Genomic DNA, 15,440 nt, shown 5'->3' with positions numbered 1-15,440 from the left:
GTCGTGGCCCCTATTGCCCCAGCCGTTCCAGCAGTGCCGGAACATGGACCTGATCGGATTTGTAATTGCCGGTCAGCACATGCATCACCAGATTGACGCCAAAGCGCAGCGACAGCTCGCGCTGACGCTCACCGGCATAGCCGCGCCCGACCGGGCGCAGTGGGCGGCCATTGCTGTCCACCGCCCAGGCCGAGGCCCAATCGTTGCCGCCGATCACCACCGGCGTCACCCCGTCGTTAAGCGTGCGGAAGGGGATGCCTTCGTCTTGCTCTGCATCGGGCGGCGCGGCTTCGACCCAAAGCGGGCCGCGCGGATGGCGGCCGGGGAAGTCCTGTAGCAGGTAGAAAGTGCGGGTCAGCACGTGGTCCGGCGGCAGCGGCTCCAGCGGCGGAATATCGAGCCCCAGCGCCAGCTGTTGCAGGCGTCGCGCTTCGGGGCTGGTGGCGCCGACAGCGGTCAGATCGGCGTCGCGGGTGTCAAAAAGGATCATACCACCGCTGCGCAGATAGGCGTTGAGTCTTGTATAGGCCGCGGCCGAGGGCATTTTCTGATCCGCCGTCACCGGCCAGTAAAGCAGCGGGAAGAACGCCAGCTCGTCTCGTTCCAGATCGACGCTTGCTGGCGTTGATGGCTCGACCGAGGTGCGGAAGAACAGCGTGTCCGACAGGCCCTGCAGACCGGCTCGGGCGATACGGTCTACCTCTGCATTGCCGGTCAGCACATGGGCCAGCGTCAGCTCGGCGGCCAGCGCGACCGGATCGGCGGCGCCACTTTCCTGCGCCAGGGTTGGGCGTGGCGACAGGGCGCCAAGTGCCAGAGCGGCTGCTGCCAGAAAGGGGACAAGGGCGGTGCTGCGCCGCAGTTGCGCCAGTTGGCCAGAGACCAGCAGGGTCGCCAGCACATCAAGCGCCAGCAGCACAAGGGCAAGCCCCAGCAAGGCGCCGCCAAGCGGGCGCTCCTGCGCCGCGCTGTAGCCGGAAACCGGAACCGAGGCAGGCCAGGACGCCGCCGTCAGGCTATCGCCCGCGCGCAGCACGTTGCGTGCGAGGGTCTGATTGCCGCCATCATAAAGGCCGGGCTGCAGCGCCGGGCCTGCCGGGGCGGCGACCAGATCAGGCCCTTGCACACCGGGCAGGGTGCCTGCCTCGCGGCTGCGGCCAAATCCATCCAGCACCGAAACAGGCCGCCAGACCGTGCCTTCCAGGCTGGTTGCCTCGGGCGTGCCGACAGCCGAAGAAACCGCTAGCCGTTCCAGCATCTGCACGAACAGGCCTGAGAGCGGCAGGCTGCTCCATTCGGCATTGGCGGTGACATGGAACAGCACCACCTGCCCCTGCCCCAGCGGCTTGCGGGTGACCAGCGGAGTGCCATCGCCAAGGGCGGCGATCACGCGGTCGGCAAGGGATGGGTCCGGCTGGGCCACCACCTGCGCCGAGACGGTGACTTCTTCTGGCGTGCGCAGCCCGGCAAAGGGAGAGTCATCCTCGAAAGGCGCCAACGTCTTTGGCTCACCCCAGCTCATGGCGCCGCCGATGCTGCGTCCGCCAAGGCGCAGACGCACTGGCATCAACGGTTCTTCCTCGCTGCGTGCGGTATCGCTGGCGGCCAGCCGTGGGCCGGCGAAGCGCACCAGCAGCCCGCCTTCCTCGACCCAGTCGATCACCGCCTGTTCCTGCGCCGGGGGCAGGCGGGCGACATCGGCAAGGATGATCACATCGGGATTGGCGGGCAGCAGATCGCTGAGCGCGCCTTCCAGCAGGTCCGCCGTGGGCGCCAGTGCCTGACGGAGGTAGTGCAGCGGCGACAGCAGCGCGAGGCCCTCGTCTTCGCTTTCCGAGGCGATCAGCGCGACCTCGCGGCGGCGCAACCCGTCATCGGCCAGGGCCACGGCCCCGGCGCTGCGCTGGCCTGCCAGTTCAAACCGGGTAATCCGGGCGCGCAGCTCGGACGGCAAGGATAGGCGGACGCTGGCGTTTGTGGCGCCTGCATCGAAACGGGCGGTGGCCTGAGCGAGGCTGCGCAGGGTGCCGCCGGGATCGCGGCCCCGGGCCTGCACTAGCATATCCAGTGCGGGGCCGGGCAGGCTGCGCTCCACCGTCAGCTCCAGCGCGCCATCGGCATAGCTAGGCGGTGCCAGCGCAAAGGCGGCGCCGGGCTGTTCCAGCACCTGCAGGGCGCCGCGGTCCGACAGCGCCTCGGTCAGCTGCTCCCGCCCGGGATAGTCCAATCCATCGCTGAACCAGAGCGTGTCAAAGCCTTCTGTGGCTTCGGCAATATGCGTAAGTGCCTGATCCACCTGATCCGGGGCCGGTTGCCAGGGATTGGGGGTGAGGCCGGCGACCTGCCGAGCCCAGTCGCTGGCCGCAAGGAATTGTAGCGGTTGCGGATCGCTCAGCCGCAGGACGGCGACGGTGCGGTCGCTGCGCCCGGCCTCCTCCAGCCGCGCGGTGATCTGATCGCGGGTTTCTTCCCAGCCATCAGACCCGGCCCAGGTCGCATCCAGCACCACCAGCAGCGGCCCGCTGCCGCTGTCGCGCTCTTCCGGGTTCAGCACCGGACCGGCGAGACCGATGATTGCCGCCGCCAGCGCCAGCATCCGCAGCAGCAACAGCCACCAGGGCGTGCGGTCGGACAGGCTTTCGTCATCGCCAAGGCCCAAGAGCAAGGTCACGGCAGGAAAGGCCTGCCGCCGCGGTGCAGGCGGCACAGCGCGCAGCAACAGCCACAGGATCGGCAGAGCCAGCAGGCCCAGCAGCAGCCAGGGATAGGCAAATCCGATACCGGCAATCAGGGTCATGCGGAGGACCTTTCCAGCGCGTGATAGAGCCACATCAGCGCAGCCTGGGCGCTGTCACCCGTGTGATGCAGACCCAGCCGCCAGCCTGCGGTGCGGCACAGCGCTTCCAGCGCGTCGCGCCGTTCGGCCATGCGGTCCAGATAGCGGTCACGCAATGCCGAGGCCTTCAGCGTTTCATGCACCAGCCCGCCGGTCATGCTATGAAACCGGGTACGCCCGGCAAAGGGAAAGCTTTCCTCGCTTGGGTCCAGAACCTGCAACAGCACCCCGCGCACGCCGCGGTCGGCGGCCTTGCTCAGCGCCAGCTGCAGTTCGTCAAAGGGGCCAAGGAAATCGGAGATGAACAGGGCGCGGGCATGGGGCACCATGGCGCGGTGCTCGGGTGGTGCGTAATCGGCGTCGTCCTCGCGGCTCAGCATCTCGGCCAGACGCAGGATCTGCGCCTTGCCGCTGCGCGGGGGCAATCTACCGCCAGTGAGGCCCACGCGTTCGCCGCCGCGTAGCATCAGGACCGACACCGCCAGCGCCAGCAGGCGCGCGCGGTCGATCTTTTGCGGCAATTCGGGGCCGGAGGAAAACCGCATCGAGGCACCAAGATCGGTCCAGACATGCACCGTCTGGGCGATCTGCCATTCCCGTTCGCGCACGAATTGCACATCGCCCCGGGCCGAACGCCGATGGTCGATCATGCGGCGGCTGTCGCCCTGTTGCAGGGGACGGTATTGCCAGAAATCATCGCCGGTTCCGGCGCGCCGCCGCCCGTGTTCCCCCAAAAGGACAGCACCTGCCAGCATCTGCGCATCGACCAGAAGCGGCGGCAGGGCGCTGGCCTCCCCTTCGGCCCGGTGGCGCAGATCTGCGGCCGGGGCGACGGGAGAAGACGCGTCAGAGGCGGCGGGTTGGGTCACGCGGCGGCTCCGGTGCGGGTCAGCTCGGCAGCGGTGCTGTCGATCAGATCGGCTAGGCTGTCACCCCGCGCGCGGGCCGAGAAGTTGAGCTGCATCCTGTGGGTCAGAACTGGCCGGGCCATATCGATCACATCCTCGGCATTGGGCGCCAGCCGGGCCTGCAGCAGGGCGCGGGCGCGCACCGCCAGCATCAGGGCCTGCGCTGCGCGCGGCCCCGGACCCCAGGCGACCGTATCGACGACGCGCTGCGAGGCGCCCGGTTCTTCGGGGCGGAAGGCGCGGACCAGGTCCAGAATCATCTCGACCACCGAGTCGCCCACCGGCATGCGCCGCAGCAGGTTTTGGGCGGCGATCAACTCATCGGCGGTAAAGACCTGATGCGCCTCGGCCTCGCTTGCACCAGTGGTGGCCAGCAGGATGTCCCGCTCGGTCTTGCGGTCGGGGTATTGCACGTCGATCTGGAACAGAAAGCGGTCCAGCTGCGCTTCGGGCAGGGGATAGGTGCCTTCCTGCTCGATCGGGTTCTGGGTGGCCAGCACGTGAAAGGGCGTGCCAAGCGGCCGGTCTTCACCCGCGACGGTCACCGTGCGTTCCTGCATCGCCTGCAGCAGCGCCGATTGGGTCCGTGGGCTGGCGCGGTTGATCTCATCCGCCATCAAGAGCTGACAGAACACCGGCCCCGGCACGAAACGGAAGGCGCGGCTGCCATCGGCGGCGGTGTCCAGCACCTCCGAGCCGAGGATATCCGCCGGCATCAGGTCAGGGGTGAATTGGATCCGGTTGCCATCCAGCCCCATCACCGTCGACAGGGTTTCCACCAGCCGGGTCTTGCCCAGACCTGGCAGTCCGACCAGCAGCCCGTGACCGCCGCACAAAAGAGTGGCAAGGGTCAGGTCCACGACCCGCTCCTGGCCGATAAAACGGCGGGTGATCGACTCCCGCGCCTGTTGCAGCTTGGCTTCGAGCGCTTCGATGTCGGCCAGCAGATCATCGGGTTCGGACATGACTTTCCTTTCACGGCGCATATATGGTCTTAGTGTATCTCGCCCAACGGAAATGGCAAAAACAATGAGCGGACAAAACATCGTGACACCGACAGCCGACGGCATAGCAGCCGCAGCCACTGCGGCCAAGAAAGGCAAGGGTTTGCCGCCGGTCCACCTGTGGAACCCGCCGTTTTGTGGCGATCTGGACATGCGCATCGCCCGTGACGGAACCTGGTTCTACCTTGGGACCCCCATCGGCAGGTTTGAGCTGGTGCGGCTTTTTTCATCGATCCTGAAGCGGGAAGGCGACAAGTATTTCCTGGTGACGCCGGTCGAAAAGGTCGGAATCACCGTCGATGATGCGCCTTTCGTGGCAGTCGATTTCGAAGCCTCCGGCGCGGGAGAGGATCAGGTGCTGACCTTCACCACTCATGTCGGCGACAGCGCCGTGGCCGGGCCGGACCATCCGATCCGGGTGGTGCGGGATCCCGAGACTGGTGAGCCGTCGCCTTACGTGATGATCCGGGCCGGGCTTGAGGCACTGATCGATCGCAAGAGCTTTTACCGGCTGGTCGAACTGGGTAGCCATCATGACGGGTGGTTCGGCCTGTGGTCATCTGGCGAATTCTTCCCGGTCATTCCATCGGCAGAGCTGGATCAAGGCTGAAACTGCCCCAGAACTCTCGCCTTTCCGGCGCGTCGCCAGGGTGCGAATTAAGCTATCGTTAGCAGGTTCTGGCATTTTGGGTAAAATAGAGTCGATTTTGTGGCAATATTGTGGCGGTTGCGTTTAATGCACCGTTTTCCCGCCCTTGGCGCCGAGTCTGCGAGGCCTTAAATCTGCGGCAAACGACAGGAGCTCCGATGCCAAGGTTTGCCGCGAATATCTCAATGCTCTTTGCTGAGTTGCCCTATCTTGAACGGTTCGCAGCGGCGGCCAAGGCCGGGTTCGACGCGGTTGAGATCCTGTTTCCCTATGAACTGGCGGCCAAGGAAACCCAGCGGGCGCTGGTGTCGAACGGGCTGGAACTGTTGCTGATGAACGCGCCGCCGCCGAATTACACTGGCGGTATGCCCGGCTATGCTGCGCTGCCGGGCGGCGGGGAACGGTATCAGCGCGATATCCGCCGGGTGCTGCGCTACGCCGAGATCCTGCGCCCCGGCGCCATTCACATCATGGCCGGTTATGCGACGGGCGATCTGGCGAAACAGACCTTCATCCAGAACCTGCAGTGGGCCGCGGATCGCGCGCCGACGCAGCAGTTCACCATCGAACCGCTGAATGTCGGGGACCAGCCGAACTACTTCCTGAACGACTACAATCTGGCGGCTGAGGTTCTGCAGGCGGTGAACCGGCCGAACGTGGGGCTGCAGTACGATGCCTATCACGCCCAGATGATCCACGGCGATGCGCTGAAGGTCTGGGAGACCTTCAAGGAACATGTGGTGCACGTGCAGATCGGCGCCGCACCCGGGCGCTGTGAGCCGGGCACCGGTCCCGTCGACTTCGAAGAGCTTTTCGCCGCCATCGACGACAGCGGCTATAAAGGTTGGGTCAGCGCGGAATACACGCCTTCGACCCTGCGCACCGAAGACAGTCTCGGCTGGATGCTCTGAGCGTTTTTTGACCAGAATTCTCCAGGTGCGTTCACGCGGGATTACGATCCCGCGCCCCGGTCTGGCAATTGGTTGCTCCCTGCCACATATTCCTGCCGGAATGTGAACAAGGAGTCTTCCATGCTGCCCGCCCGTTTCGCGCCTGTTCTGTTTGGCTTCCTGTTGTCCGGGATCATGTCGGGCATCGTGATTATGGTGGCAACGCTCAGGACGCGCGGTTTCAGCGCGCAGGCCTGGCTGACCTCCTGGCTCTATAGCTGGCCTGTGGCCTTCTGCGTGGTGCTTGTGGTGGCGCCGCTGGTGCGGCGCTTTGTGAACGGGCTTGTGAAACAGGGCTAGGGGTTGACCACGCATATCGGGCGGCATGGCTGGACGGGGCGGCGAAAATCCTCCAGACCTGTGGCCCACGTCCTTTGTTGCTGCAAGGTGCCCTGCCTATGATGTCTTCCCCGCCCTCTGCCTCCGTTCAGCAGGATCCCACCATCGCCGACTTTCTGGCCAAGCAGGGAGAGACGGATGCAACCCTGCTGCCCTTGCCTGGCGATGCTTCGGCGCGGCGGTATATGCGGCTTGAGGGGCGCGGCAGGATGCTGATGCAGGATCCGAGTGATCCGGCGGGGTTTGCCGGTTTCGTGTCTCTCGCGCAGCATCTGACAGAACTGGGCTTGAGCGCGCCGCAGGTCTTTGGCGCCGATCCGGACACCGGCCTGGCCCTGATCGAAGATTTCGGGACCCAGACCTATAGCGTGCAGCTGGCTGCCGGGCGGGACGAGAGCATGCTCTATGCCCTCGCGGTGGATGCTCTGTTGCACCTGCACCATCATCCGCAGGCCGCATCGGTGCAGGTGCCAGCGTATGATCTGGCGACCCTGCTGGAGGAATTGTCGATCTTTTCCCACTGGTTCGCGCCGACGCTGCGCCCGGACATCGAACCGGAGGCGTTCGACGCGGAGTTCCGCGATTTGTGGCGGGAGCCGCTAGCTGCGGTGCTGGATGGCCCGCGCACATTGGTGCTGCGCGATTTTCACGTCGACAACCTGATGGAGCTCAGCGAACGCGACGGAGTGCGCCGCTGCGGACTGCTGGATTTTCAGGACGGCGTGACCGGTCCTGCGGAATACGATCTTGTATCGCTATTGCAGGATGCGCGCCGCGATCTGGAACCGGGGTTGGAGCAGGCAATGCTTGAACGCTACATCGCCGCCGCGCCGGAGAGCGCCGGGGGCGCTGATGCGATCACCCGGCGCTATCACCTGCTGGGAGCGCAGCGCCATACCCGCATTGCCGGCGTGTTCCTGCGCCTGCATCAGCGCGACGGCAAACCCGGCTACCTGCACTTCCTGCCCCGGGTGCTTCGCCAGATGCAGGTGGCGCTGGATGCTGCCGGGCTGACCGAAGTGATAGCATTTCTGGATCAGACGCTGCCGGGCTGGCGCGATGCAGGTCCGGCGTTGTCAAAGGCTGGATAACCACCCCGGGTCAGGGCGCCGGATCAGCTCGCGACAGGGTGTCCGACACGCTCTGCAGGTGGGTTTGCATGGCCTCTGCCGCGCGCGTTTCGTCGCCTTCGATGATCGCACTCGCCAGCGCTTGGTGCTGCTGCGCCAGCATCTCGAATACCGCGCCAGAATAGGTTTCGGCCCGCGGGCGGATCCAGCTGGCCTCCTGGCGTACGCTCCGGATCGCCTCGTACATGGTCAGGAACAGCGCGTTATGGGCCATTTCCGCGATCTTGTAGTGAAAGATATCATCTGCCGCATCATAGCTCCGCTGTTCTTCTGCCGATTGGGTGGCGGCTGCGATCTGGGCGAATTGCGTACGCTCCTGCGGGGTGGCGCGGGTCGCGGCCAGCGCCGCAAGGCGGGGTTCCAGTGTCAGGCGCACCTCGATCACCTCGGCCGGAGTCACCCGCCGGGCCAGCGGTTTCAGGCGTGCGGCATCGGTGGCCGGGGGCGGCAGCACAAATGTGCCCTGTCCCCGGCGCCGGAAGATGGTGCCATCGGCAGCCAGCAGATCGAGCACCCGCCGCAGCCGCGCCCTGCTGATACCGTGGCGCTGGGCCAGCTCCCGTTCGGGCGGCAGGCGGCCATCCTTCAGCGGTGCGCCTTCGGCGATCTCCCGGCGCAGACGCGCAGCGATCTCGGTATCCGAAGGCGGGGCAGGGGGCGGTGTCATGGCAGGATCAGCCTCTGTTCAGCCTCGGATCAACCGAGAAACAGGTCTTTGAACATCCGGGCGGAGGTAATCAGCAGGAACAGCCCAAAGGACAGGCGCAGCGCCCGGCGCGGGATGCTATGGGCCAGTTTTACGCCAACCCGGGCAAAGGTCGTGCTGAGCGGGATGATCACCGCCGCAAGCAGAAGGTTCACATAGCCGAGCGAGAAGGGCGGCAGACCTTCGGAGCCGAAACCGGTCGCCATGTAGATTAGCGCGCCCGGCACCCCGATGATAAAGCCGATTGCGGCAGAGGTGCCCACGGCCTTGCGGATGTCATAGCCAAGGAAGTTCAGCATCGGTACGCAAACGGTGCCGCCGCCGATACCCATCATCGCCGAAATCGAGCCGGCCACGACGCCAAGCCCGGCCCAGACCGGTTTGGAAAAGCTGCGCGGAGTGTCGCTGTCTTGCGCCTTGCGCAGGATCATGTCGAGCGCGACGATCACCGCCACCGTGGCAAAGACCGCGATCAGCACCTGCCCCGAAACGATACCGCCCAGCACGCCGCCGATGACAACGCCCACAAGGATCGACGGTGCCCAGAGCCGCAGCAACGCCATGTCGATGGCGCCCTTCTTGTAGTGGCCATAGCCCGAGGACAGCGAGGTAAAGACGATGGTCGACAGCGAGGTGCCCACCGCCACCTGCATGGTCAGCGCGGGTTCCATCCCGGTCAGCGACAGGGCGAAGTAAAGCGCGGGCACGATGACGATTCCGCCGCCAACGCCAAGAAGGCCGGCAAGGACACCACCGATGATGCCAGAGCCGGCTGCAACGGCGACCAGAGGGAGGAGGGTTTCGAGTTCAAACATGAGAGATCGTCTTTCTGGTGGTGAACGCTACAGGGCGGGTGCTGTCGGAAGTCCGGCCGCGCGCCCGTCATCATATGGCAAGATGAGGGTCGCAACCAATTCTAAATTGGTTGCGATACATCGTGGAACGGGCCCCGGCTGTCAAGGCCGGTGCTCTCGGTTCCTTGTTTTGTCGGTGGGTGTTCTGGAGCTCAGCCTGCCAGTTGCCGCGCGGCGCGGGCCAGTTCGGTGATTCCGGCCCAGTCGCCCGCCTCGATCAGGTCTGCCGGGGCGACCCAGCTGCCCCCGGCGCAGACCACATTGGGCAGCGACAGGTAGGTGCGGGCATTGCCCGGGCTGACGCCGCCGGTGGGGCAGAAGGAGATCTGCGGCAGCGGCGCGCCGATGGCTTTCAGCGCGGGCGCCCCGCCCGAGGCTTCGGCGGGGAAGAATTTCAGCATGTCATAGCCGCGCTCCAGCAGGCGCATCGCTTCGGAGGCGGTGGCGGCGCCGGGCAGCATCGGTAGGCCTGCGGCCTCACAGGTGTCCAGAAGCTGATCGGTGGCGCCGGGCGAGACGCCAAATTGCGCGCCAGCCTCGACCGCCGCTGCAACGTCATCGGGGGTGACCAATGTGCCTGCGCCGACCACGCCGCCGGGCACCTGAGCCATCTCGCGGATGGCATCAAGGGCCGCCGGGGTGCGCAGGGTCACCTCCAGCGCGGGCAGCCCACCTGCCACCAGCGCTTCGGCCAGCGGGCGGGCGTGGGCGGCGTCATGCACCACGAGCACAGGAACGATAGGTGCCATCTGGCAGATCTCGCGGGTGCGGGTGCTGGCCGCCTTTGGTGAAATTGACATGGGATCAGTCTCCGAAAACGCTGGCGCCGGTATCGGCGGATGTGACGGCCTGGCGGAACAGGGAAAACAGCTCGCGCCCGGTGCCGTGCTGATAGGCAGACAGATCCGCCGTAGCGGCCTCGCGGTCCAGCGCGCCGGGGGTGAGCACGTCGAGCGTGCCGGTGGTGGCATCGAGCCGCAGCATATCGCCGTCCCTGATCTTGGCGATGGGTCCACCGTCCAGCGCCTCAGGCACCACGTGGATGGCGGCAGGCACCTTGCCCGAGGCGCCGGACATGCGCCCGTCGGTCACCAGAGCCACCTTGTGCCCCTTGCCCTGCAGGATGCCCAGCATGGGCGTCAGGCTATGCAGTTCCGGCATGCCGTTTGCCTTGGGGCCCTGGAAGCGCACAACGACGATCACATCGCCGGTGAACTCGCCTGCCTTGAAGGCGGCCTTGGCCTCCTCCTGATCGTGGAAGACGCGAGCGGGGGCCTCGATCACGTGGTGTTCCTCGGCGACGGCGGAGACCTTGATCACCGCTGTACCCAGACTGCCGGTCAGCCGTTTCAGCCCGCCGGTCTGCTGGAACGGAGCCTGAGCCGGGCGCAGGATCGCGTCGTTGAGCGATGTTGTGGTGCCGGGGCGGAAGGTCAGACCATCCTCGGTCAGGAAGGGTTCCTGCGTGTAGTGTTCCAGCCCGGTGCCCGCGATGGTCTTTGTATCGGGATGCAGGAAGCCCGCGTTCAGCAGTTCACCGATCATATAGCCAAGCCCGCCCGCAGCGTGGAAATGGTTCACGTCGGCCAGACCATTGGGATAGACCCGCGCCAGAAGCGGCACCACATCCGACAGATCCGCAAAGTCCTGCCAGTCAAGGATCACGCCCCCGGCGCGGGCCATGGCGATCAGGTGGATCAGCAGGTTGGTCGATCCGCCGGTGGCCATCAGCCCGACGATGCCGTTGGCATAAGCCTTTTCGTCCAGCACATCGCAGACCGGCGTATAATTGTTGCCAAGCGCGCTGAGCGACAGCGCCCGTTTTGCGCCCTCCACCGTCAGCGCCTCGCGCAGGGGCGTGCCGGGATTGACGAAGGAGGAGCCGGGCAGATGCAGCCCCATGAACTCCATCAGCATTTGGTTGGTGTTGGCGGTGCCGTAGAAGGTGCAAGTGCCGGGGCCATGGTAGGCGGCCATCTCGGCCTTCAGCAGCTCATCACGGCCAATCTCTCCGGCGGCGTACTTCTGGCGGATCTTGGCCTTGTCGTCATTCGCCAGCCCGCTGGTCATCGGCCCGGCAGGCAGGAACACTGCAGGAAGATGGCCGAAGGTTTGCGCGCCGATCACAAGGCCCGGCACGATCTTGTCGCAAACGCCAAGATAGACCGCCGCATCAAACACATTGTGGCTGAGCGCAACGCCGGTCGCGAGCGCAATGGTGTCGCGGGAAAACAGGCTCAGCTCCATGCCTGCCTCGCCCTGGGTGACGCCATCGCACATGGCAGGCACGCCGCCCGCGACCTGCGCGGTGCCCCCGCTGGCGCGGACCGCATCGCGGATCAGCGTGGGGTAGGTTTCAAACGGCTGATGCGCCGACAGCATGTCGTTATAGGCGGTGACGATCCCGAGATGTCCGGCGCTGCCACTGGCCAGCGTGCCCTGATCCGAACCAGTCGCCGCATAGGCATGGGCCTGACCGGAACAGGACAGATGTGCCCGCGCCGGACCCTTGCCTTGTGCCGCGCGCATACGCGCCAGATAGGCGCTGCGGGTCTCCGCACTGCGGGCGATGATCCGTTCGGTGACCTCTTTGAGTGTCTGGTTCAAGCTCATGTCAGATGCCTTTCGAATGGCTTGCGCGGGGCGGGCTGTGGGGCGGTGGCGTCGGGGACGTCAATCTCCGATACTACGCCATCGGCGCCCGTCCCGGTGCATCAGCAGCAGCGAATCCTCGGGGCCGGAGCCACCCTGATCATAGCGCTGCGGTGCGGTTTCGCTGTCGGCCCAGCTGGCGATGATCGGATCAGCCCAGGCCCAGGCGGCTTCGACCTCGTCCCCGCGCATGAACAAGGTCTGGTTGCCTCGGATCACATCCATGATCAGCCGTTCATAAGCGTCCTGCGGACGGCCCGCATCGGGTAGGCTGTCGGCAAAGGTCATGTCGAGGTTGGCGCCGGTCAGGCGCATGCCGCCGGGGCCGGGATCCTTGATGGTGGTGCGCAGGGTGATGCCTTCATCCGGTTGCAGGCGGATCACCAGCACATTGCCGTGCACCCCTGCGGCGCCTTCGAAGATATTGTGCGGCGGGTCGCGGAAATAGACAGCGATTTCGGAGACCCGTTCGCGCAGGCATTTGCCGGTGCGCAGGTAAAAGGGCGTTCCGGCCCAACGCCAGTTCGCCACCTGCACCTTCATCGCGATGAAGCTTTCGGTGGTGCTGTCGGGATTGCCCGCATGCTCGCGGTAGCTGTCGCCGTTGCGGCCGCGATACTGGCCGCGGGCGATATCATCCGGGGCCACCGGATCCAGCGCTTCGATCACCTTGACTTTTTCATCGCGCACCGCGTTCGGGGTGAAGCGCGCTGGCGGCTCCATCGCGGTGAGGCACAGCAGCTGCATCAGGTGGTTCTGCACCATGTCCCGCATGGCACCGGACCTGTCGTAATATTCGCCGCGCCCTTCGACCCCGATGCTTTCGGCGACGGTGATCTGCACGTGGTCGATATGGGAGGAATTCCATAGCGGTTCGAACAGGGAGTTGGCAAAGCGCAGCGCCATTAGGTTTTGCACGGTTTCCTTGCCCAGATAATGGTCGATCCGGTAGATCTGATCTTCCTGGAAATGCGCCCGCAGCGCCTGGTTCAGCTCCCGCGCTGAGGCCAGATCGTGACCAAAGGGTTTTTCCAGCACGATGCGGCTCTCGGCTGTGACCATACCGCTAGCGCTGAGCCGGTCTGCGATATCGGTGAATAGGCTGGGGGCGACCGACAGGTAGAAGGCGCGGGTGACATCAGCGCGCAGATGCTGGCCCAGCTCGGCCCAGCCGCCATCGCCGCGCGCATCCACCGCGACATAATCCAGAAGCTTGATAAAGGCGGCGATATCCGCCTCGTTGGTTTCGCCGGGCTGGCCGAATTCGCGGATCGCGGCGGCGGTCAGCTCCTGAAACTCGGGCCGGTCCAGATCGGCGCGCGAAGAGCCGATGATGCGGGTATCGTCGCTGAACTGGCCGATCTGGAAGCGGTGAAACAGGCTCGGCAGGATCTTGCGGCGCGCCAGATCTCCGGTGGCACCAAACAGGACCAGGTCGAACGGCTGAACGGGGATAACGCGGGAAACCATGTGTCTGTCAGATCCTTGCAGCGGGTCGGGTTGATGTCGGACCGGTCGTCAGGTCAGTTTTGCCAGCAGGCCCCGGGTCGAGCCGTCCTTGCCGGTGGGGTCGGCGCCGTCGAGCATCGGCATCAGGCTGAGCGCCAGTTCCTTGCCCAATTCCACGCCCCATTGATCAAAGGAGTTGATCCCCCAGATCGCGCCTTCGGTGAAGACCCGGTGTTCAAAGAGCGCGATGATCTTCCCCAGCACAAAGGGCGTCAGCCGGGGGTAAGCGATAGTGACCGACGGGCGGTTGCCGGGAAAGGTCAGATGCGCGGTCATCCGTTTGAGATCGCCGCCTTCAAAGCCACGATCGGTGGCCAGTTGGCGCGCTTCCTCCGGGCTGCGTCCGCGCATCAGCGCCTCGGACTGGGCCAGGCAATTGGCCACCAGCATCCGGTGCTGATGGGCAAGCTCGGGCTCGTGCCCCTCGGCGGCGATCAGGAATTCCGCAGGCACCACGCGGGTGCCCTGATGCAGTAGCTGATAGAAAGCATGCTGGCCGTTAGTGCCCGGCTCGCCCCAGACCACGGGGCCAGAATGGCGGGTCAGCGGTTCGCCATCAAGGGTCACACCCTTGCCGTTGCTTTCCATGTCGAGCTGCTGAAGGTAGGCGGGCAGGCGCGACAGGCGCTGGTCATAGGGCAGCACCGCGCGGCTGTCATAGCCGCAGATATTGTTGTGCCAGATCCCGATCAGTCCAAGCAGGACCGGCAGGTTTTGCGCTAGCGGGGCAGTCTGAAAATGTGCATCCATGGCTGCGGCGCCGCTTAGAAGGGTGCGGAAATTGTCTGGGCCCACGGCGATCAGGATCGGCAGGCCGACCGGCCCCCACATGGAATAGCGCCCGCCAACCCAATCGGCAAAGCCAAACACACGCTCAGGCGGGATGCCGAAGGCGGCAGTCTTGTCCAGCGCCGAGGAGACCGCCGCCAGATGCGCGGTGGCGCCATCCCCCAGGGCCGCGCGCAGCCATCTGAGCGCGGTTTCGGCATTGGCCATGGTTTCGGTGGTGGTGAAGGTCTTGGAGGCGATGACGATCAGCGTCGTTTCAGGATCGAGATCCTTCAGCGTATCGGCAATATGGGCGCCATCGACGTTGGAGACGAAATGGCAGCGCGGTCCATTGTGATAAGGCGCAAGGGCCAGCGTCGCCATTACCGGGCCAAGATCGGAGCCGCCGATGCCGATATTGACCACATCGGTAAAGGCCGCGCCCGTCGCGGTTTTCGTCTCGCCGCTGCGCAGCGCTCCGGCAAAGGCTTCCATCCGGCGCAGGGTCTCCTGCACCTGAGGCACCACGTCTATGCCATCCACCAGGATCTGCTGATCCGCGGGTGCGCGCAGGGCGGTGTGCAGAACGGCCCGGCCCTCGGTCGCGTTGATCCGCTCGCCGCGGAACATGGCGTCGATATGATCCGGCAGACCGGTTTCCTTTGCGAGATCGATCAGCAGGGACAGGGCCGTTTGGTCCAGCGAGGTTTTGGAATAGTCGAGGAGAAGGTCATCACTGTCGGCAGAGAAAGCATCGAACCGGCCCGCGTCATCGAACAGCGAAAGCAACGGCGTATTGGCGGTTTCGGCTCTGTGTCGGGCCAGCTGTGCCCAGATATCACTCATTCCAACAGGTTCCTTGCAAGTGGTCTGATTAGAGTCTGATCTTGTTCTTGGCGCGGTCCTGGATATGCGAATTGCATAAATCGTTAGCGCTAACGTTGATAGTCGTAAATATGTCCGCACGCAATAGGTTCGGGCGGGTTATCTCAGGCCACCGTGGCTGCGTCAATTCGGCAGATCGGATCGGTCTCTTTGTGTTGCAGGTGGCGCGGCGGATGCTCTCGCCTGCTGCGGGGTATTCTTGAATACCTCCTCGCAGTTGGGCCGGGCGCCGCGCAAAAGCGCGGCGCCC

At 65.2% G+C, this 15,440-nt stretch carries 13 protein-coding genes; 4 read left to right on the top strand and 9 right to left on the bottom strand.

Annotation, left to right across the window (positions count from 1 at the left end):
- Positions 1-10: 10 nt before the first annotated feature.
- From AAFO90_RS00615 to AAFO90_RS00605, 3 genes are read right to left on the bottom strand one after another with little or no spacing between them, the layout of a single operon-like run.
- Positions 11-2,797, bottom strand: a complete 2,787-nt coding sequence (locus tag AAFO90_RS00615) for a DUF4159 domain-containing protein (protein WP_347508151.1) — start codon at positions 2,795-2,797, stop codon at positions 11-13.
- Positions 2,794-3,705, bottom strand: coding sequence for a DUF58 domain-containing protein (locus AAFO90_RS00610; RefSeq protein WP_347508150.1), 912 nt, complete (start codon positions 3,703-3,705; stop codon positions 2,794-2,796). Before AAFO90_RS00610 ends, AAFO90_RS00615 begins: the two co-directional genes overlap by 4 nt.
- Complete coding sequence (locus AAFO90_RS00605) at positions 3,702-4,709, bottom strand: MoxR family ATPase (RefSeq protein WP_274829463.1); 1,008 nt, start codon at positions 4,707-4,709, stop codon at positions 3,702-3,704. Before AAFO90_RS00605 ends, AAFO90_RS00610 begins: the two co-directional genes overlap by 4 nt.
- A gap of 64 nt (positions 4,710-4,773) precedes the next feature.
- Between AAFO90_RS00605 and AAFO90_RS00600 the strand changes: the two genes are divergently transcribed.
- The 4 genes from AAFO90_RS00600 (at position 4,774) to AAFO90_RS00585 (ending at position 7,777) form a co-directional block, all read left to right on the top strand.
- Positions 4,774-5,358, top strand: a complete 585-nt coding sequence (locus AAFO90_RS00600; RefSeq protein ID WP_274829464.1) for a DUF1285 domain-containing protein — start codon at positions 4,774-4,776, stop codon at positions 5,356-5,358.
- Positions 5,359-5,555: 197 nt separating this feature from the next.
- Complete coding sequence (locus AAFO90_RS00595; protein WP_274867774.1) at positions 5,556-6,308, top strand: TIM barrel protein; 753 nt, start codon at positions 5,556-5,558, stop codon at positions 6,306-6,308.
- A 120-nt stretch (positions 6,309-6,428) separates the two neighbouring features.
- Entirely contained in the window at positions 6,429-6,647 is a 219-nt protein-coding gene (locus AAFO90_RS00590; protein ID WP_347508149.1) for a DUF2798 domain-containing protein, read from the top strand.
- Between the two features lie 98 nt (positions 6,648-6,745).
- A complete protein-coding gene (locus AAFO90_RS00585; protein ID WP_347508148.1) occupies positions 6,746-7,777 on the top strand; it encodes a phosphotransferase in 1,032 nt (343 codons plus the stop codon).
- A gap of 10 nt (positions 7,778-7,787) precedes the next feature.
- On the opposite strand, the gene AAFO90_RS00580 is transcribed toward AAFO90_RS00585, so the two are convergent.
- The 6 genes from AAFO90_RS00580 to pgi form a co-directional block, all read right to left on the bottom strand.
- Positions 7,788-8,483, bottom strand: coding sequence for an FCD domain-containing protein (locus tag AAFO90_RS00580; protein WP_347508147.1), 696 nt, complete (start codon positions 8,481-8,483; stop codon positions 7,788-7,790).
- A 29-nt stretch (positions 8,484-8,512) separates the two neighbouring features.
- Positions 8,513-9,337 carry a sulfite exporter TauE/SafE family protein gene (locus AAFO90_RS00575; RefSeq protein ID WP_274831608.1) on the bottom strand — a complete coding sequence of 275 codons (825 nt, stop codon included), beginning with the start codon at positions 9,335-9,337 and terminating at the stop codon, positions 8,513-8,515.
- Positions 9,338-9,528: 191 nt separating this feature from the next.
- A complete protein-coding gene (locus AAFO90_RS00570; protein ID WP_347508146.1) occupies positions 9,529-10,176 on the bottom strand; it encodes a bifunctional 4-hydroxy-2-oxoglutarate aldolase/2-dehydro-3-deoxy-phosphogluconate aldolase in 648 nt (215 codons plus the stop codon).
- Between the two features lie 4 nt (positions 10,177-10,180).
- Complete coding sequence (gene edd, locus AAFO90_RS00565) at positions 10,181-11,989, bottom strand: phosphogluconate dehydratase (RefSeq protein ID WP_347508145.1); 1,809 nt, start codon at positions 11,987-11,989, stop codon at positions 10,181-10,183.
- 60 nt (positions 11,990-12,049) lie between these two features.
- Positions 12,050-13,498, bottom strand: a complete 1,449-nt coding sequence (zwf, locus tag AAFO90_RS00560) for a glucose-6-phosphate dehydrogenase (protein WP_274831605.1) — start codon at positions 13,496-13,498, stop codon at positions 12,050-12,052.
- A 48-nt stretch (positions 13,499-13,546) separates the two neighbouring features.
- On the bottom strand, positions 13,547-15,151 hold the full coding sequence (gene pgi / locus AAFO90_RS00555) for a glucose-6-phosphate isomerase (RefSeq protein WP_347508144.1): 1,605 nt from the start codon (positions 15,149-15,151) through the stop codon (positions 13,547-13,549).
- Positions 15,152-15,440: the final 289 nt, after the last annotated feature.

This window comes from Phaeobacter sp. CAU 1743, from assembly GCF_039839315.1.
GTDB classification, from domain to species: domain Bacteria; phylum Pseudomonadota; class Alphaproteobacteria; order Rhodobacterales; family Rhodobacteraceae; genus Phycobacter; species Phycobacter gallaeciensis_A.
The sequence above is the reverse complement of the archived record's forward strand: the minus strand, read 5'-3'. Positions and strand labels throughout refer to the sequence as shown.